The 17,694-nt window shown below is 73.0% G+C and carries 17 protein-coding genes; 8 read left to right on the top strand and 9 right to left on the bottom strand.

Annotation, left to right across the window (positions count from 1 at the left end; genetic code table 11):
* Positions 1-829: 829 nt before the first annotated feature.
* Complete coding sequence (locus tag PH191_RS21615) at positions 830-2,440, top strand: AMP-binding protein (protein ID WP_274196691.1); 1,611 nt, start codon at positions 830-832, stop codon at positions 2,438-2,440.
* A gap of 10 nt (positions 2,441-2,450) precedes the next feature.
* Here the strand turns inward: PH191_RS21615 and PH191_RS21610 are convergent, their stop codons facing one another.
* Positions 2,451-3,353, bottom strand: coding sequence for a slipin family protein (locus tag PH191_RS21610; RefSeq protein ID WP_274196754.1), 903 nt, complete (start codon positions 3,351-3,353; stop codon positions 2,451-2,453).
* A 195-nt stretch (positions 3,354-3,548) separates the two neighbouring features.
* On the opposite strand from PH191_RS21610, the gene PH191_RS21605 reads away from it, so the two are divergent.
* Both PH191_RS21605 and PH191_RS21600 read left to right on the top strand, forming a co-directional pair.
* On the top strand, positions 3,549-4,376 hold the full coding sequence (locus PH191_RS21605; protein WP_274196690.1) for an SCO6745 family protein: 828 nt from the start codon (positions 3,549-3,551) through the stop codon (positions 4,374-4,376).
* A gap of 37 nt (positions 4,377-4,413) precedes the next feature.
* Complete coding sequence (locus PH191_RS21600) at positions 4,414-5,502, top strand: SEC-C domain-containing protein (protein ID WP_274196689.1); 1,089 nt, start codon at positions 4,414-4,416, stop codon at positions 5,500-5,502.
* A gap of 16 nt (positions 5,503-5,518) precedes the next feature.
* Here PH191_RS21600 and PH191_RS21595 read toward each other — a convergent pair whose 3' ends face one another.
* Positions 5,519-5,788, bottom strand: a complete 270-nt coding sequence (locus PH191_RS21595) for a DUF2277 domain-containing protein (RefSeq protein WP_274192013.1) — start codon at positions 5,786-5,788, stop codon at positions 5,519-5,521.
* Between the two features lie 56 nt (positions 5,789-5,844).
* Positions 5,845-6,102, bottom strand: a complete 258-nt coding sequence (locus tag PH191_RS21590) for a PASTA domain-containing protein (RefSeq protein WP_274196688.1) — start codon at positions 6,100-6,102, stop codon at positions 5,845-5,847.
* Positions 6,103-6,577: 475 nt separating this feature from the next.
* Here PH191_RS21590 and PH191_RS21585 point away from each other — a divergent pair, with 475 nt between their 5' ends.
* Together PH191_RS21585 and PH191_RS21580 are read left to right on the top strand one after the other, a co-directional pair.
* Positions 6,578-7,795: an FAD-dependent monooxygenase gene (locus tag PH191_RS21585; protein WP_274196753.1), complete on the top strand. Its 1,218-nt coding sequence runs from the start codon at positions 6,578-6,580 to the stop codon at positions 7,793-7,795.
* Between the two features lie 118 nt (positions 7,796-7,913).
* Positions 7,914-8,528 (top strand): dihydrofolate reductase family protein, encoded by a 615-nt coding sequence (locus PH191_RS21580; protein WP_274196687.1) that lies wholly within the window; start codon positions 7,914-7,916, stop codon positions 8,526-8,528.
* A 17-nt stretch (positions 8,529-8,545) separates the two neighbouring features.
* Here PH191_RS21580 and PH191_RS21575 read toward each other — a convergent pair whose 3' ends face one another.
* Positions 8,546-9,310, bottom strand: coding sequence for an SDR family oxidoreductase (locus PH191_RS21575; protein WP_274196686.1), 765 nt, complete (start codon positions 9,308-9,310; stop codon positions 8,546-8,548).
* A 185-nt stretch (positions 9,311-9,495) separates the two neighbouring features.
* Here PH191_RS21575 and PH191_RS21570 point away from each other — a divergent pair, with 185 nt between their 5' ends.
* On the top strand, positions 9,496-9,792 hold the full coding sequence (locus PH191_RS21570) for a hypothetical protein (protein WP_274196685.1): 297 nt from the start codon (positions 9,496-9,498) through the stop codon (positions 9,790-9,792).
* Between the two features lie 24 nt (positions 9,793-9,816).
* Here PH191_RS21570 and PH191_RS21565 read toward each other — a convergent pair whose 3' ends face one another.
* From PH191_RS21565 to PH191_RS21545, 5 genes are all read right to left on the bottom strand, one after another.
* Positions 9,817-10,599, bottom strand: coding sequence for an SDR family NAD(P)-dependent oxidoreductase (locus PH191_RS21565; RefSeq protein WP_274196752.1), 783 nt, complete (start codon positions 10,597-10,599; stop codon positions 9,817-9,819).
* Positions 10,600-10,621: 22 nt separating this feature from the next.
* A complete protein-coding gene (locus tag PH191_RS21560) occupies positions 10,622-11,485 on the bottom strand; it encodes an alpha/beta hydrolase (protein WP_274196684.1) in 864 nt (287 codons plus the stop codon).
* Between the two features lie 332 nt (positions 11,486-11,817).
* On the bottom strand, positions 11,818-12,798 hold the full coding sequence (locus tag PH191_RS21555; protein ID WP_274196683.1) for a thioredoxin family protein: 981 nt from the start codon (positions 12,796-12,798) through the stop codon (positions 11,818-11,820).
* Positions 12,795-13,997: an epoxide hydrolase family protein gene (locus tag PH191_RS21550; RefSeq protein ID WP_274196682.1), complete on the bottom strand. Its 1,203-nt coding sequence runs from the start codon at positions 13,995-13,997 to the stop codon at positions 12,795-12,797. Before PH191_RS21550 ends, PH191_RS21555 begins: the two co-directional genes overlap by 4 nt.
* A gap of 68 nt (positions 13,998-14,065) precedes the next feature.
* On the bottom strand, positions 14,066-14,296 hold the full coding sequence (locus tag PH191_RS21545) for a putative signal transducing protein (protein ID WP_274196681.1): 231 nt from the start codon (positions 14,294-14,296) through the stop codon (positions 14,066-14,068).
* A gap of 672 nt (positions 14,297-14,968) precedes the next feature.
* On the opposite strand from PH191_RS21545, the gene PH191_RS21540 reads away from it, so the two are divergent.
* Complete coding sequence (locus tag PH191_RS21540; protein ID WP_274196680.1) at positions 14,969-16,183, top strand: epoxide hydrolase family protein; 1,215 nt, start codon at positions 14,969-14,971, stop codon at positions 16,181-16,183.
* A 91-nt stretch (positions 16,184-16,274) separates the two neighbouring features.
* Complete coding sequence (locus PH191_RS21535; RefSeq protein ID WP_274196679.1) at positions 16,275-17,663, top strand: MFS transporter; 1,389 nt, start codon at positions 16,275-16,277, stop codon at positions 17,661-17,663.
* The last annotated feature ends 31 nt before the right edge of the window (positions 17,664-17,694 follow it).

The raw sequence follows: 17,694 nt of genomic DNA, 5'->3' as shown, positions 1-17,694 counted from the left end.
CGTCTCACTCCTCTACGTCGAGGTCCCCGACCGCACCTCGATCGTGAGCTGCGCCGATTCGAGGGGTGACGCGCCGGTGCTGGCCCTCGACGAGCCTGCGGGGCCCACGATGCCGAGGGACCAGGCCGCCCCGGAGTCCGACGTCCTGCCCGCCGCCGCGGGCGCGGAGGACTCCTCGGGAGCCGTCTCCGGGCCCGTCGCGCTACCGGACGTGGGCTCGGGGGACGAGTCCGAACCCCGCCCCGGGGCCGAGCCTGAACCTCGCCCCGGTCCCGAACCTCGCCCCGGTCCCGAGCCCGTTCCGGGTGGTGAGCCCGTTCCGGGTGGTGAACCCGTTCCGGGTGCTGAGCCCGATGTCGCGTCGGGCCCGGCTTCTGGCCCCGGCGTGGTCCCCGCGCCGATCGGGGAGCCCCAGGGCGCGCAGCCGGCGGCCATCCGCGACGGCTCCGTGCTGGTGGGGGAAGGAAGGGTCCTGCGTGAGCACGGCCAACACCGCGCTCCGGTCTCGGCGGACGCCCGGACGCGTTCTCGATCGACGGGCGCCACGACCACGACGACAGTGCGCGACCGGGACGCGACCGCCGTCGGCTGACGTCGGCGTGCACCGATCGCCGACGGCGGTCGCCGCGGCCTTTCCGGCTCGGACCGCCCCACATCCCGTGCTCGTGGCCTCGTGCTTCGCGGCGACGCGGTGACGCGGCGGGTGGTGGGTCCGCGGAGCTGGCAACCGATTCGGATCGGCTCTCGACCGCCGACCGGAGCTATCCACGCCACCGTCCGCGCCCTACCGTGGAGCGGTCCTCATCGTCGTGGACCTGCGGGAGTCGTCGTGGAGCGTCCGCTGCTGACCCCGGCCCCGGGCTACGACGAGCTGTGGCGCCAGGTCGACTTCGCCACCATGGACATCCCGGAACGATTCAACCTCGGGGTGGCGTGCGCCGACCGGCAGGACCCGGGCGCGCGGGCGCTCACGGTCGTCGAGGTGGACCGGAGCTCACGCGACCACACGTTCGGCGAGGTGACCGAGGCCTCGAACCGGCTCGCGAACGCGCTGACCGCGCTCGGGGTGGGGCGGGGCGACGTCGTGGGTCTCGTCAGCCCGGCCTCGTTCGAGACCGGTGTCGGCTTCGTCGCGATGTTCCGGATGGGCGCGATCGCGCTGCCCCTGTCGGCGCTGTTCGGCCCGGACGCGCTGCGCTACCGGCTGCGCGACGCCGGCGCGAAGGCCGTGGTGACGGCCGCAGCGAACGCGGACCGGGTGCGCGAGGCGCTCGACGACGGCGGCGAGCAGGTGCCGCTGCTGGTGATCGGCGGCGCGGGCGCGGACTCCTACGAGGACGCGCTGGCCGCGGCGTCCCCGGAGTTCACGCCGGTGGACACGGCCGCGGAGGACCCGGCGTTCCTGATCTACACCTCGGGCACGACCGGCGATCCCAAGGGCGCGCTGCACGCCCACCGCATCGTCTTCGGGCACCTGCCCGCCTTCGAGGCGATCTTCGAGTTCTACCCGAAGGCCCACGACGTGCTGTGGTCCCCGGCCGACTGGGCGTGGATCGCCGGGATCATGGACATCCTGGTGCCGGCCTGGTTCCACGGCCTGCCCGTGGTCGTCGACCGCGAACCGGCGTTCACCGCCGAGCGCGCGGTGTGGCTGATGCGCGAGTTCGGCGTGACGCTCACCCTGCTGCCGGCCACCGCGCTGCGGGTGATCCGCGCGTCCGGGATCGACGGCGACGGGTTCGTGTTCCGCTCGGTCGCGTCGGGCGGCGAGGCCCTGGGCGCCGACCTGCTGAAGTGGAGCGAGGAGTTCTTCGGCGCGACCGTGAACGAGGGCTACGGGCAGACCGAGCTCAACGCCTGCATCGGCAACTGCGCGTCGGTGTACCCGGTCCGTCCGGGATCCTTGGGCAAGGCGCTGCCCGGGTTCACCGCCGTCGTGCTCGACGACGACGGCGCGCCCGTGATCGACACGGTCGGCGAGCTCGCCCTCGACCGCCGAACGCCTTCCACGATGCTGGAGTACTGGCGCAACCCGGAGGCGACGGAGGCCAAGTACCTCGGGAACTGGCTGCTCACCGGCGACCTGGCCCGGCAGGACGCGGACGGCTACGTCTGGTTCGAGTCCCGCAAGGACGACGTCATCACCTCGGCCGGCTACCGGATCGGCCCCGGCGAGATCGAGCAGAGCCTCGGCGGGCACGAAGCCGTCGCGATGGCCGCGGTCGTCGGCGTGCCGGACGAGCGGCGCGGGCAGGTCCCCAAGGCCTTCGTCGTGCTGCGCCCCGGGGTCACCGCGTCCGCGGAGCTCGCCGACCGGCTGCGCGCCCACGTGCGGTCGCGGCTGGCCGCCCACGAGGTCCCGCGGGAGATCGAGTTCCTGGACGAGCTGCCCCGCACCACCACCGGCAAGATCCTGCGCCGCGCGCTGCGGGACGACTGAGCCCGCGCCGTCAGCGCTCGCCCTGGTCCCGGAGGTCGGTGCCGGGGGACGGGACGGCGGCGCCGTTGCTCGGCGTGTCCGGCGTCGCTGTGGTCCCGAGGCCGGCCGGGTCGTCCGGTTCCGCGGCGGAGAAGGGCGCCGGACCGGCGGTGGTCGTCGGCACGGGGTCGCCGCTTCGCTCTAAGAAGCGGAGCAGCTCGACCGGGAACGGCATCACCAGCGTGCTGTTCTTCTCCGACGCCACGTCGGCCACGGTCTGCAGCAGACGCAGCTGCAGCGCGCCCGGCGTCTCGCCCATCGCCGCGGCGGCCTGAGAGAGCTTGGTCGAGGCCTGGAGCTCGCCGTCGGCGTGGATCACGCGGGCCCGCCGGTCGCGCTCGGCCTCGGCCTGGCGCGACATCGACCGCCGCATGCCCTCCGGGAGCGAGATGTCCTTGATCTCGACGCGGTCGATGCTGATGCCCCACTCCTCGGTGGGGGCGTCGATGACGTCCTTGAGCTCGCCGTTGATCCGGTTGCGGTCGGAGAGCAGCGTGTCCAGGTCGGCGCGGCCGATCACCGAGCGCAGCGAGGTCTGCGCGACCTGGGAGGTCGCCTGCAGGTAGTTCTGGACGTTGATCACCGCTCGCACCGGGTCGTGGACGCGGAAGTAGACGACGGCGTCGACCCCGATGGTGACGTTGTCGCGGGTGATGGTGCTCTGCGACGGCACGTCGAGGACGACCGTCTGCACGGAGAGCTTGGCCATCCGGTCGGCGAACGGCACCAGCAGGCGCAGGCCCGGCTGGCGGATCTCCGGCAGGAGGCGGCCGAACCTCAGCACGACACCCCGCTCGTACTGCTGCACGAGCCGCACGCTCGCCGTGACGAGCACCAGCAGGACCAGGACGACCACGATCAGGGAGATCAACAAGGCGCTCACGGGAACTCCGCCCAACGAGAAAGGGGCGGGGTCTGCCGAGGTCCGGGGCCAACTCCGCCGGTGGGATCGACCGTACGCCGACCGGACCTGCCCCGGGGGGTGTGAGCACCGAGGCTCGGTGTCGAAACAGGGGGAGCGGGTTCGTCGTCGTGGTGGAGGCCCGCAACCGAGGGAGAGGCGCCCGCCATGGCCCGCACCGCCCGTCGCATGTTCGAGCTCCTGGAGCCGATCTGCCTGGTCACCTACTTCGCCGACGAGTCGAACGAGGAGCTGGCGGCGCTCGGGCACCGCACCTACTGGGACGGCTACTTCGCCGCCCGCGCCGCGCCGCTGGGACGGGTGCCGGCCCAGGTCGTGCACGCGGCGTTCTACAGCTTCGCCGAGGGGGAGGCGGCGCGGCACATCCCGAGCGCGTGGGAGACGGTCCCGCCCGAGACGTCGTTCGCCGCGTGGCGGCGGGGGAGTGCGGCGTCGGTGCGCCGGATCCTCGGTGCTGAGCTGGCCGACTCCCCGGGCCTGGTGCGCGCCGCCGACCTGACGACGAAGGCCGCGACGGGCGCGCCCACCGAGGGTCGGGTGATGTACGCCGGATGGCGCGCCCTGGAGGTGCCCGGAGACCCGGTCACCCGCCTGTGGCACGCCGCCACGATGCTGCGCGAGCACCGCGGTGACGGGCACGTCGCCGCACTGCTCGCGGCGGGCGTCGGCGGCACGGAAGCCCACGTGCTCAGTGCGCTGGCGCACGGCATCTACCCGGCGGAGTCGTTCGGACGCATCCACCACCTGCCGAAGAAGCGGCTGGCCGCGGTCATGGCCGGCCTGCGCGAACGCGGGCTCGTCGACGCCGACGGGCGGTTCACCGATGCCGGGCGCGAGACCCAGCAACGCATCGAGGCCATGACCGACGAGCTCGCCACCCCGCCCTACGACGCCCTCACCCCCGCCGAGCTCGACGAGCTGATCGCGGAGCTCGAGCCCCTCACCGCGACGCTGGTGGCCGCCGGCTCGCAGTGACGGGCGGCGGCGGGCGGGCCAGGACTACGTTGCGCCGGTGGCCCTTCTCCTGACCGCGGACGATCTCGACGGCATCGGCGCCGACGCGCAGGCCGCGCGCGATCCACGGCCCTTCGCCGTCGAGCTGGTCGCCGCCGTCGAGGGGGGCAGGCTGGCCGACCCCGACGACGCCGGCTATGCGCTGAGCCTCGCCGCCGAGGCCCGCGAGCTCGCCGGGGACCACGAGGAGGCCCTCGCCCTCTCGGCCCGGGCGGCCACGAGGGGCGAGGGGACCGTCGACGCGACGTGGCTGCAGGCGATCCATGCGGAGCGCCTCCTGCGTCTCGGACGCGAGGACGAGGGGATGGCGGCGCTCGCGGCGCTGCGGCCGCTCCTGCACCGCGACGTCGATGCGGTCGGGCCGATCGTCGAGGCGCTCACCGAGACGGGGCGCGCCGAGCTCGCTGAGCAGTGGGTCACGGCCGCCATGCTCACCGCGATGGAGCGCGAGGACCGGGCGACCGACGGCTCCGAGGAGCAGCTCGAGGTGGCGGCGGTGGTGGACGAGCTGGTCATGACCCGCCGTGACGTCCGCGCGGGGCTCGGTCGCGTCCCCGACGAGTACGACACGCTCGCCGACGACCTCGGCGCCGCGCCCGACCTGGTGTTCTTCCCGGAGGCGGCGTTCACCCGGCTCCTGGCCGCCCAGCCGGAGGCGGCCGGGGAGCTCGGGCGCGACTGGGACGCCCACCGGGCGATCGTCGAGGGCGAGCTGCAGGCCGCCGACGCCGAGGGCGAGGTCCTGGAGGTCGAGGTCGCGACCCCGGAGCTGCTCGCCGCGATGCTGTCGGACGACGACGCCGCGGGCGACGCGGCCACCGCCCCGGAGCCCGGCCCCCGCCTCCCGTGGCCCCCGGGCCGCAACGACCCGTGCTGGTGCGGCTCCCGGGCGAAGTACAAGAAGTGCTGCCTGCCCCGCGGGCGCCAGCGGGCCGAGGACGCGGGCGCGCCGGAGCCCGCCGCGCCGCAGCCCGCCGAGCGCCCGGAGCCCGTCGAGCCGGAGGCCACCCCCGCACCGAGCGCGGCGCCGAAGTCGTCGGAACGCGTCATCCAGCGCCGTCCCGGGCCGCGGAGCAGGGCGCGCTGAAGGTGCCTAGGGCTGGTCAGCGGGCGTAGCGCTCTCGGGCCCGCTCCCGTGCCTTGTCCGCCTCCACCTCGCGGTCCTTCGGTGGGGCGGTGGTGACCAGCTGGTCCAGGAGCACGCGGGTGCTCGCCGTGACCTCGGCGACGGCCCGGGCGAAGGCGTCCTCGTTGGCCTTCGAGGGCCGCGCCGCACCGCTGATCTTGCGGACGTACTGCAGGGCCGCCTCGTGCACCTCGGCGTCGGTGGCCGGGGGCTCGAAGTTGTGCAGGACCCGGATGTTGCGGCACATCCTGCGATCGTGCCCCACCGGGGGCTGCGGTTCGAGCCCCCGGCGTGGCTACCGGGTCAGGAGCTGACCCAGATCCGCACGATCGCCCCGTGCTCGACCTCGGCGCCCGGGTCGGGGTCCTGGCGCTGGATGAGGCTGCGGCCGCTCGCGGTGTGCGTGGCGTTCTCCGCGACGGCGAGCACGCCGGCGTCGAGGGCACGGTCGTGGGCGTCGATGGCCGGCACCCCGACGAGCTCGGGCACCCGCACGATGCGGACGCTGCCGGTGGTGGACCCGGTGGTGGGCTCGGTGGCGACGGGGCTGACGTCGGTCATGTGGTGCTCCTCCTGACCGGTGGTGCCGGTCGGACAGGGGACCGGGGGACTGCATGGGGTACCCGGGCCCGTTGTCCTGTGCAACGCCGTCGCGCGGTGCGGTCATCCCCGGACCGGTCGGCCGAACGTCACCGTGCCGAGGGGATTGAGACGGCGGGATCCCGCATCGGCGCCCGAAGACGTCAGGGGACGGCGGCCCGAACCGGAAGCGGTCGCTAGTGCTGGCGACCACGACGTCGACGAACCCGGCGGTCCGCAGGCGTGCGGGCAGCTCGGCAGGGCAGGAGCTCGTCGCGGACCAGGGCCGCCCACTCGGCGCTCGCGCAGAACCGGAGGTGCTCGTCGTTCACGTGCTCACCCTCCCGTCGGACCACGTCCGGGCCGCCGTCGCCGAGGCCTCCCTGTCAGGCGGCCACCGTAGGGTCCCGACCGTGGTCCGAGCGGGCGAGCAGGGGGCGCAGTGAGCGGCACGAGGGTGTTGGTGGCGGGGGCGAGCATCGCGGGGCCCGCGCTGGCCCACTGGCTCCGCCGGCGAGGAGCCGAGGTCACCGTCGTGGAGCGGGCCCCCGGGCTGCGTCCCGGCGGGCAGGCGGTGGACGCGCGCGGGGTGTCCAAGGAGGTCATACGGCTCATGGGGCTGGACGCGCAGGTGCGTGCGGTCCGCACCGTGACCGCCGGCGCCCACAGCGTGGACGCGGACGGGAACGTGCTGGAGACCTTCAGTGCCGAGGACGACGGCGGCGACGGGTTCATCGCGGAGATCGAGATCCTGCGCGGGGACCTGTCCCGGGTGCTCTACGACGACACCCGGGACGACGTCGAGTACGTCTTCGGCGACCGGATCGTCGAGCTCACCCAGGACGCGGACGGGGTCGACGTGGCCTTCGAGGGCGGCGACCGGCGGCGCTTCGACCTGGTGATCGGGGCCGACGGGCTGCACTCGGCGCTGCGGGCGATGGTCTTCGGGCCGCGCGACCGATTCGTCCGCCACCTCGGTCACGTGCTGGCCTTCTACAGCGTGCCCAACGAGTTCGGCCTCGACCGCTGGCTGATCGAGTACCAGGAGAACGGGCGCTCCGCCGCCCTGCGGCCCATCCACGAGGCCCACGAGGCCATGGCGATGTTCTCCTTCCCCGCTGCCGACCACGATGTCGACCACCGCGACGTCGCGGCCCAGAAGCGGCTGCTGCGCGAGCGGATGGCGGGCTACGGCTGGTGGACCCCGCGCATCCTCGAGCACCTGGACGACACCCCGGACTTCTACCTCGACCAGGTCGCCCAGGTGGTGATGGACCGCTGGTGGAACGGACGGGTGGGGTTGCTCGGGGACGCGGCGTTCAGCTCGTCGCCGATGTCCGGGCAGGGCACCGGGCTGGCCCTGGTCGGCGCCTACGTGCTCGCCGGGGAGCTGGCCGCCGCCGGATGGGATCCGGAGGCCGGGTTCGCCGGGTACGAGGCGCGGATGCGCTCGTTCGTCGAGGCCAACCAGGAGATCGGCCGGCTGAACGCGCAGACCCGCGACGTCCCCGGGCCAGACGCCGCACCGCCCCCGGACTTCACCTCGGAGTGGTTCACCGAGCTCATCGAGCGTGCGGTCACCGGCCCCGAGCTGCCTGACTACGCCGCGGTGCCGGACTCCGGGCCGCACCGATGGTCAGGGAGCCTCCACGGTCGCTGTCGATCTCCGTGGTGACGGCACGGACTCGCTGACCACGACGGTCGAGCCGTCCTCGTGCTCTCGCGTCCGCTGGGCCGATCCGGCTGCTACGGTGTCCCGACCGGTTGCAACTCGCAATCACTCGGGAGCGCTGATGACGGACACCACCTGCCACATGTCGATCTCACTCGACGGCTTCGTCGCCGGGCCGGATCAGAGCCGCGACGACCCGCTCGGGAAGCGCGGCATCGAGGTGCACGGGTGGCACATCGGGGACCCGCGGGCGACCGAGGCCGACGAGATCGCGACCGGGTGGCTCATGCGCCCCCGCGGGGCCTACGTCATGGGCCGGAACATGTTCGGGCCGGTCCGCGGCGAGTGGGACGAGGACTGGCGCGGCTGGTGGGGCGCCGAGCCGCCGTACCACGCGCCGGTGTTCGTGCTGACCCATCACGCTCATGAGCCGATCGAGATGGAGGGTGGGACGACGTTCCACTTCGTCACCGAGGGCTTCGAGGCCGCCTACGCGCAGGCCTCCGAGACCGCGGCCGACAAGGGTGTGGACATCGCCGGGGGCGCCTCCACCGTCCGGCAGGCGCTGAACGCCGGCGTGATCGACGAGTTCACCCTCGACATCGCCCCCACCCTGCTCGGTGCCGGCGAGCGCATGTTCGAGGGCGTCGACTCCTTCGACTTCGAGCCCGTCGAGGTGCTCCACTCACCGTTGGCCACGCACATCCGCTACCGCAAGGTCGCCGCCGGTAGCTGACCGCGACGTCGAGGCGATCACTGGGCGGACTTCGAGTCGCCGTCGATCGGGAGCACCTGGCCCGAGATCGAGCGACCGTGCGGCCCGGCGAGGAAGACGGCCAGGGCGCCGACGTCGGCGGGATCGGTGAGCTCCCGGATCGACTGGTTGTCGAGGGCCTTGGCGCGCTCGGTCTCGACGTCGGTCCCCGCGGCCTGCGCGCGACCGGCGAGCACGCGCTCGATGCGGGGGCCGGCGACGGCCCCGGGGTGGATCGTGTTCGCGGTGATGCCGTGGGGGCCGAGCTCGAGGGCGAGGGTCTTGGCGAAGCCGACCAGCCCCCACTTGGTCGTCGAGTACGCCACACGGTTCGGGTAGCCGAAGCGTCCCGCCACCGAGCTCATGACGATGATCGACCCGCGGTCGGACCGCTTGAGCAGCGGAATCGCCCGCTGCGTGATCACGAAGGTGGCCGTGAGGTTGACGGCCAGCACGCTGTTCCAGGCCTCGGCGTCGTAGTCCTCCACGGGCGCCGTCGGGCCGGCGACGCCCGCGTTGTTGACCAGGACGTCCAGGCCGCCGAGCTCGCGCTCGACGTCGGCGAACAGGCGCTCCACCACGGCCGGGTCGGTGACGTCACCGACCGTGCCTGTCGTCGTCGCGGAGCGGCGGGTCGCCTCGGCGAGGGCGGCCTCGTCGAGATCCACGACGTGCACCCTCGCTCCGGCGGCGACGAACGCCTCCGTGACCGCCAGCCCGATCCCCGCCGCGCCCGCGGTCACCAGCACTCGTTGCCCGTCCATCCGCGCTCTCCTCCGTCGTCCCCGGCGTCCCGTGGCGCATCGTCCCGCGGCGACGTCGTGCGCTGCCGCACAGCGGGTGGCATCGACCCCGGCGATGAGCGATGGTGAGAGTGTCGATCTCTCGGCCCAGCCCCCGCCGACCACCAGCCGCGTTCCGTCGCGGCACGAGTACGTCGGGGTTGTCGATGGAGACCAGCGAGATCACCGAGGCCGTTCGCGAGCAGGCGACGGTCCACCGGGCCGAGGGTGCGTTGGCGGTCGTGCTCGGCGTGCCGACCGAGCAGGCCGCCGTGAGCCTCGACTTCACAGCCCAGTTCGGCGGCGTCCCGCTCGTCGAGGCCGCCCGCCGGGTCCTCGACGACCACGAGCGGCGGCTCGACGACACCGGCACCGTGCCGTCGGAGCTCGGCGACCGGACCCTGGCCATCCTCCGGCAGCACCTGGATACCGTGGGCAGTCCCCTCGACCAGCTGTCGAACTGAGACGGGCCGCTTGCCTCGTCGTCACTACAGGGTGGTCACGAGGCCGCCGTCGATGACGACGTCGGAGCCGGTGACGTTGCCGGCCCGGCCGCCGGCGAGCAGGACGACGACGTCGGCGACCTCGTCGGGACGGGTGAACCGCCCCGTGGCGGTCCCCGCGACGGCCTCCTTCGCGATGGCCTCCGGATCCCGCCCACCGGGACCCGCGAGCGTGGCGGCCACGCCCTGGTCCCCGAGCCACAGCGCGGTCTCGACCGGCCCCGGGCTCACGGTGTTGACCCGGACGCCGCGGGGCCCGAACTCCTTCGACAGCGACTTGCTCAGGTTGGCCAGCGCGGCCTTCGCGGCGCTGTAGTCGACCACCGTCGGGTCGGGCAGGAAGGAGTTCACCGAGCAGACGGTGACGATGGTGGACGGGGCACGCTCGAGCAGGTGGGGCAGCGCCGCCCGGGTCGCCCGTACCGCCGTGAGGAAGTTGATCGCGAGGGTGCGCTCCCACTCCGCGTCGTCGATGGCGAGGAAGCCGTCGAGCCGCGGCGTCACGGCACCGACGTTGTTGACCAGCACGTCGATGGCCCCGAACGTCCGCACCGCCTCGTCGACGAGCGCGGCCGGCCCGTCGGGGGCCGAGAGGTCGCCCAGGACGGGCACCACCGTCCCGTCCGCCGCCAGTGCCGCGAGCTCGTCGCTGGTCGTGCGGGCGCCGGCGGCCACCCGCACCTCCTCCGCGACCAGCGCCCGGGTCACGGCCAGCCCGATGCCCTTGCTCGCGCCGGTGACGACGGCGACCTTGCCCGCCAGGTGCATGTCCACGAGAGGTCTCCTCAGGTCAGGCGAAGCGGCGCACGAACGTCAGGGCGGTGTCGGCGACCTCGCGCCAGCCGGCGTCGATGGTCAGGGCGTGGCCGCGACCGGGCATCTCCACGATCTCGGTGACGCCCTCGTTGTGGGCCTGCTGCTTGTAGCTCGCGTGCGTGAGGGCCCAGGGCACGGTGTGGTCCTTCTCCCCGGACATCAGCAGCAGCGGGCCGCGCGACGGGGTCTCCGTGTCGACCGCGGCCTCAGTCCAGGGGTTGAGATTCGCCGCCGCCGCCTGGAACAGCGGGACGCCGGCGGCCGGCACCGCGAAGGTGGCGTAGAGCGTCTTGGCCTCGACCTCGTCGACGGCGTTGGCGAACGCGTACCGGAACTGCTCGTAGGTCAGCGGCACGGCGCGGTGACGGTTGGCCGGGTTGTGCAGGGCCGGCCACGCCGACTTCAGCGCCGAGATCGGGAGGGGCAGCACCCCGCGGAAGGGTGCGGGATCGATGGCGACCGACGCCGCCGCGAGTCCTCGCCCGGCGAGGATCTGGCTGAGCAGGCCACCGAAGGAGTGCCCGACGAGGACCGGGGCCCGGTCGAGCAGGGCGATCACGGCGGCGTAGTGGTCGGCCACCTGGCCGACGGTCTTGTCGGCGAACACCTCGGGGTGGGCGTTGGCCTCCTCGACGGTCACCGGGTCGTCCGGCCAGCCCGGCGTCAGCGACGTGTAGCCCGCATCCTCGAACACCTGGGCCCAGCGGTTCCAGCTGCTGGGCAGCAGCCACAGGCCGTGGATGAACACCACCGGCGTGCGGCCGGAGGCGTTCGCGCGTTCGATCTCCGCGAGGTCGGTCGGGGTGATCGTGTCGGCCGGTGCGTCCGGAACGGACATGGAGCTCCCTGGGGATGCCCGCAGAGCGGGCTGGGTGGGACGTGAGCACCGGGTCCGGGGTACGAAGGCCGACGCTAGCGGCACCGCATGCCGGGCAGGTGACGATTGACTACCGGCGATCGCCTCGGCGGGAGACCTCACGACACGACCCCGCCGCTACCACTGGTGAGCGACGGGGTCGGGGGCACGGGCTCGCCCGGATCACGGGTGCCCGGAGAACGGACGCCGGCACCTCGGGGCCGACCCCTCGAACCTACGCCCCCGCGGCGGCGGCCGGGGTCGTTCTCGACGGCGCGTCAGGCGTGCGCCGGCCGGCAGGGGCGACCTCGCCCCTAGCCGAACGTGAACACGTAGGCCCGGGCGCCGGCGTCGTCGAAGGTGATCTCGACGGTCCGGTCGTGGATCGCCCCGTCCTGCCGGATCAGCTGATGGAGCCGCTCCTCGCGGGCGATCCCGGAGCCGTCCTCGTCGACGTCGAGCCCCCGGGCGCCGCGCGGTGGTTCGCCGTCCAGCGTCACCCGGAAGCGCACCGGCCCCCCGTCCGCCCGGCCGCCCATCACGAGGTTGACGTCCCGAGCCCGGAACCGGTGCACGATCCGGCCGCCGGGCTCGTCCAGGGCGATGACCTGCCTGCCCACCGTCCAGGCGCCGGAGAGCGACCAGTGGTTCAACCGGAGCCGCTCCGCCTCGGGGTAGACCCGGCTCCGGTCCAGGGCCACTCCGCCCGGCGAGGCGAACCCGGTGGCCCGGGCGTAGCCGACGTAGGTCTCCGGCGAGCCCAATCGCGGCCAGTCGGCGGCGAGGTACACCCCGTCCGCCTCGACGTGGACCAGCTCCGGGTCCACGTCGTGCCCGGCCTCGGCGAGCAGTTGCCGGATGACGCGTTCCGACCGCTCGTAGGCCTCCTCACCGAAGTGGTGGTAGCGGACCCGCCCCTGCGCGTCGACGACGTAGAGCGCCGGCCAGTAGGCGTTGTCGAAGGCGCGCCAGATCGCGAAGTCGTCGTCGACGGCCACCGGGTAGCCGACGCCCATCGCGGCGAGCGCCGACCGGACGTTCTCGGGGTCGTGCTCGAACGGGAACTCGGGGGAGTGGGCGCCCACGACCACCAACCCGGGCCCGTACTCCTCGGCCCACGCCGTCACGTAGGGCACCGTGCGCAGCCAGTTGATGCAGGAGAAGGTGCAGAACTGGACGGCGACGACCTTCCCGCGCAGGCGCTCGGGCGTCAGCGGTGCGGAGTTCAGCCACGTCGTCGCCCCGTCGAGCGGCGGGAACACGCCCTCGACGGGGAGCTCCGCGGTCCTGGTCACCGCAGCGGCCGGAAGGTCGTCCGCATCTCCTCCGCGAAGGCCTGCGGCTGCTCCCAGGCGGCGAAGTGGCCGCCCTCGTCGATCTCGTTGAAGTGGATGAGCTGCGGATAGGCCCGCTCCGCCCAGCTCCTCGGGGCCGGGTAGAGCTCGTCACGGAAGACCGTCACGCCGACCGGGATCTCCACGCCCTTGACGTCGAAGAAGGCGAGCTTGCTCTCCCAGTAGAGCCGACCCGAGGAGATCGCGGTGTTGGTCAGCCAGTAGTGGGTGATGTTGTCGAGGACGTCGTCCCGCGAGAGTCCGCCGGGTCGGCCGGCGAAGGCGCTCGCGATGAGCTCGTAGCTGCGGACGTCGTGGTCGAGCATCCACGCGGCCAGGCCGACGGGGGAGTCCGCGATGCCGTAGAGCGTCTGCGGCCGGTTGGCCATCTCACCGGCGTAGCCGACGCCGGTCGCGAAGAAGTGGGCGAGGACCTCGTACGCCTTCTCCTCGGCGGGGGCGAGGCCGGGCGGCGCCGGGTCCCCGACGGCGAGCGCCTTCGAGATCTCCGGCGGGACCGTCGCCGGCATGTTGGTGTGGATGCCGAGCAGACCCGGCGGCTTCAGGAGCGCCATCTGCTCCGTCACGGCGTTGCCCCAGTCGCCCCCCTGCGCGACGAACCTCGTGTAGCCGAGCCGGCCCATCAGCTCCACCCACGCCCGGGCGATGCGCACGGGGTCCCAGCCGGTCTCCGTCGGCCGTCCCGAGAACCCGTAGCCGGGCAGCGACGGGATCACCAGGTCGAAGGCGTCCGACGCGCTCGCACCGTGCTCCGTGGGGCGGGTGAGCGGGTCGATGATCTTCAGTTGTTCGATCGTCGAGCCCGGCCACCCGTGCGTGACGAGGAGCGGCATCGCGTCCGCGTGCTCGGAGCGGACGTGGATGAAGTGGATGTCGACGCCGTCGATCTCGGTGACGAAGTGCGGCAGGGCGGCGAACCGGCGTTCGAAGGCGCGCCAGTCGTACTCGCTCGCCCAGTAGTCGGCCAGCGCCTGGATCGTGTCGAGCTGCACGCCCTGCGAGGGGTCCGTCTCCCGGTCGGGCCACCTCGTCGCGGTGATGCGCCGCCGCAGGTCGGCGAGCTGTTCCTCGGGGACGTCGATCGCGAAGGGTCGAATCTCCCGCTCGGCGGTCGCCGTGCTCGATGCGCGCGTGGCCATGAGGTGCTCCTTGCGGTCCTGCGACGGGAGCCCCGTGGTCCGTCGCGGTGGGGTTCGGGTCGGCGGCGTTACTCGCCGGGATCAGCGCCGGCCTCGACGGCGGCCAGCAGACGACGCGCGGCGGCCTCGTCGGAGTGGTCGACGAGGACGCGGACTCCCTGCAGCTGCAGCTCGGGTTCCTGGCCCCCGGCGTCGTCCGCCGCCACGGCGGCCCGGATGTCGTGGTCCCGCAGGAAGCCGGCGATCAGTTCGGCCTCGATGCGGCTGGTGACGACAGCAGCGGAGACGGTGGGAGACATGCTCGCTCCGGGACGCGCGCAGGAGACCGGGACGAGGCACCGGGGTCATGGGCGCCGAACACCGGCGCCGCCCCCCTGCGTTGACGGATGCGCCACGTGTCGCGCCGGCGAACGCTAGCGTCCGCGAACTGCTCGGGCCTACCGCCGAACAGCCGCCGACCGGCCGGGCGATATGTCAGCGATCACCATCCGAGAAATCGATCGGTGAATTCGTGCCCGAGCGTGTCGTTTCCGGCACTCCGCGTGTGTGGATTCCCGTGTGCTCCCTCCGATGGAGGAGAGATGGTGCCGCCGACGAGTGGAACAACCTCGGCACCCGTTCCCACCTGCGGTCGACGCCTCCCTCGGGCGTACGTCCAGGAGTACGGTCTCCCATTCGCGGGTCTGCTCGGAGAGAGCGACGTAGTGGCCAGGACGACTCCCTCCGATTCTGCTGTCGGCGTGTCCGGCGATCGGAGTCAGTGCTCGCGGAGATCGGCGCGCGACGTCGCTTTCGTGTCGGCGTAGCGCCTCTTGGCGGTCGGCTGTGTCGCAGGACGGCGAGCCGGCGCCCTCGTGAGTCGTCCCTCGAGTCTTGCCGCGTGGGGCTCTCGGGCTCAGGCGCAATCGTCTCGACGCCGGGCCGTGGGCACACCTCGACGCCATCCGCTGTATCCCCTGTCAGGAGATGCCATGTCGGCACCCACCGATACCCCGATCCCCACCGCCACCCGGCCCGAGATTCACCCGTTCCGCGTCGAGGTCGCGCAGGAGGACCTCGACGACCTCCGCCGACGCGTACTGGCGACACGTCTGCCCACCCGGGAACTCGTCTCCGACCGCTCGCAGGGCGTGCAACGGGAGACGATCCGGGAAGTCGCGCGCTACTGGACGAACGAGTACGACTGGCGGCGCTGCGAGGCGAGGCTGAACGCGCTCCCGCAGTTCACGACCGCGATCGACGGCGTCGATGTCCATTTCCTCCACGTCAGGTCGCGACACGAGGACGCGATGCCGTTGATCATGACGCACGGCTGGCCCGGCTCGGTCGTCGAGCTGCTCGACGCGGTCGGCCCGCTGGTCGACCCGACCGCACACGGCGGGACCTCGGCGGATGCCTTCCACCTGGTGCTGCCGTCCCTGCCCGGCTACGGCTTCTCGGGCGAGCCGACCGAGCTCGGCTGGGACGCCGGCCGCATCGCCCGGGCGTGGGCGGTGCTGATGGACCGCCTCGGCTACACCCGCTACGTGGCCCAGGGCGGCGACGTGGGCGCCGCCGTGACCGACGCGATGGGGCGCCAGGCACCCGAGGGACTGCTCGGCATCCACGTCAACCTGCTCGCCGGGGCGATCGGTATCAAGGACGTGCTGCCGGCAGTGTCCGAGCCGGAACGGATGGCGCTCGGTGCGCTCACCACCTTCACGACGGACGGTTTCGGCTACTTCCTCGAGCAGTCCACCCGACCCCAGACGATCGGCTACGCCCTGCTGGATTCACCCGTCGGGCTGGCGGCCTGGATGCTCGACCACGACACGGACAGCTACTACAAGATCTCCCGCGCGTTCGTCGACGGCACGCCCGTCGGCCATCTGACCCGGGACAGCGTTCTCGACAACATCACGCTGTACTGGCTCACGGGCACCGGCGCCTCGGCCGCCCGGTGGTACTGGGAGTTCGGACAGTTCGTCGCGCGTGCGGCGGGCCACGCTCCTCCGCCGGTCTCGGTCCCGGTCGGCTTCACGACCTTCCCCGACGAGATCTGGGCTGCTCCGCAGAGCTGGGCCGAGACCGTCTATCCCGGCCTCGCCTACTTCAACGAGGTCGACAGGGGCGGTCACTTCGCCGCCTGGGAAGAACCGGCGCTCTTCTCCACCGAGGTCCGCGCCGCGTTCCGCTCCCTGCGCTGACCGACGCCGGGGCGGCACTCGTCACCAGCCCTTCGCCGGAACACGATGTCAGCGCGGCTGAACCGTTCGGTGGCGGGTGGATGATGTCGACGTGACGGCGAGCCGGGGCTCCGTGGGTGACCCTGCCGAGCCCGGTGCCGGTGTCGCGCTGGCGCCTCTGCTGGCGGTCTGCAGCGGCTATTTCATGGTCATCCTCGACGTGACCATCGTGAACGTGGCGGCGCCCGCGATCGGGCGCGAGCTCACCACGTCGTTGACGGACCTGCAGTGGATCGTGGACGGCTACTCGGTCGCGTTCGCGGGCCTGCTGCTGCTCGGCGGGGCGCTGGGCGACCGCTGGGGTCATCGCCGCGTGTTCTGCCTCGGCGTGTCGGTGTTCACCGGCGCGTCCCTCGGCTGTGTCGTCGCGGGCGACGCCCTCACGCTCACGGTGTTCCGTCTCGTCGAGGGCTGCGGCGCGGCCCTGCTGGTGCCTGCCTCGCTGGCGCTGCTGCAACAGGTCCATCCGACGCCGGAGGCACGGGCACGTGCGTTCGGGCTGTGGGGCGCGATCGCGGGCGTCGCCGCCACGGCCGGCCCGCTCGTGGGCGGGGTCCTGACCTCGACGGTCGGGTGGCGCTGGGTCTTCGTCATCAACCTCCCGGTGGGGCTGCTCTGCCTGGGGGCCACCCTCGCGACGGTCGGCTCGTCGCCACGCGACCCCCGCCGTGTCATCGATCCGCTGGGACAGGCCGCCGTCGTGGTGACCGTGGCCGCCCTGATCGCCGCCCTCAACGAGGTGGGTCGCCAGGGCATCCGGGGGCCCGCGGTCATCGCCGGGGTCCTCGTCGCCGCCGTGGCCGCGGGCGTGTTCGTCCTGCGCGAGCGCTACGGCGCCCACCCGCCGCTGCCGAGACCCCTGGTGGGATCGCGACCGCTGGTGGGCGGGACCGTCATCGGACTCCTGTTCAACTTCGGCTTCTACGGGATGATCTTCGCGGCCAGCGTCTACTTCCAGCAGCACGAGGGCTTCAGCGCCGCGTTGGCCGGGCTCGCCCTGCTGCCCGCGATGGCCGTGACGATGGTGGCCTCCGCCCTGTCGGGGCGGTTGGCTGACCGCTTCCCCCACCAGCGCCTCATGCTCGTCGGCCTCCTGACGGCCTGCCTGGGCCTGACGCTGTGGGCCGTGGTGGGCGACGCGGCGAGCTACGCGGTCCTCGTCATCGCGATGGTGGCCTGCGGCTTCGGCACGTCGTTCACGCTCACCGGGGCGACGTCGACGGTCATGGGAGCGGCCCCGGCCGACTACGCCGGGACGGCGTCGGCGACCCTCAACACTGCGCGGCAGACCGGGTCGGCCGCCGGGGTCGCGATCGCCGGGTCGCTCGTCGCCGCCGCCGGGCTGCCCGCCGGCGTCACCACGTTCATGGCCATCGGCGCCGCCGGCTACCTCCTCGCCGCGGTCCTCACCGTGGTGAGCGTCCCCGCGCTGCGGCGGTAGGGGAGCGGGCTCCTCGGGAGGACGACCTTCC

It is taken from the genome of Actinomycetospora callitridis, from assembly GCF_028737265.1.
Classification (GTDB): domain Bacteria; phylum Actinomycetota; class Actinomycetes; order Mycobacteriales; family Pseudonocardiaceae; genus Actinomycetospora; species Actinomycetospora callitridis.
This window is presented reverse-complemented; position numbering and strand designations above follow the sequence as displayed.

What these genes read in the sequence shown, in the direction of transcription:
- PH191_RS21570 (WP_274196685.1), top strand. Translation starts at nt 9,496, where the DNA reads ATGGAGACCAGCGAGATCACCGAGGCCGTTCGCGAGCAGGCGACGGTC.
- PH191_RS21545 (WP_274196681.1), bottom strand. Translation starts at nt 14,296, where the DNA reads ATGTCTCCCACCGTCTCCGCTGCTGTCGTCACCAGCCGCATCGAGGCC.
- PH191_RS21605 (WP_274196690.1), top strand. Translation starts at nt 3,549, where the DNA reads ATGGCCCGCACCGCCCGTCGCATGTTCGAGCTCCTGGAGCCGATCTGC.
- PH191_RS21575 (WP_274196686.1), bottom strand. Translation starts at nt 9,310, where the DNA reads ATGGACGGGCAACGAGTGCTGGTGACCGCGGGCGCGGCGGGGATCGGG.
- PH191_RS21565 (WP_274196752.1), bottom strand. Translation starts at nt 10,599, where the DNA reads ATGCACCTGGCGGGCAAGGTCGCCGTCGTCACCGGCGCGAGCAAGGGC.
- PH191_RS21590 (WP_274196688.1), bottom strand. Translation starts at nt 6,102, where the DNA reads ATGACCGACGTCAGCCCCGTCGCCACCGAGCCCACCACCGGGTCCACC.
- PH191_RS21540 (WP_274196680.1), top strand. Translation starts at nt 14,969, where the DNA reads ATGTCGGCACCCACCGATACCCCGATCCCCACCGCCACCCGGCCCGAG.
- PH191_RS21595 (WP_274192013.1), bottom strand. Translation starts at nt 5,788, where the DNA reads ATGTGCCGCAACATCCGGGTCCTGCACAACTTCGAGCCCCCGGCCACC.
- PH191_RS21550 (WP_274196682.1), bottom strand. Translation starts at nt 13,997, where the DNA reads ATGGCCACGCGCGCATCGAGCACGGCGACCGCCGAGCGGGAGATTCGA.
- PH191_RS21560 (WP_274196684.1), bottom strand. Translation starts at nt 11,485, where the DNA reads ATGTCCGTTCCGGACGCACCGGCCGACACGATCACCCCGACCGACCTC.
- PH191_RS21580 (WP_274196687.1), top strand. Translation starts at nt 7,914, where the DNA reads ATGACGGACACCACCTGCCACATGTCGATCTCACTCGACGGCTTCGTC.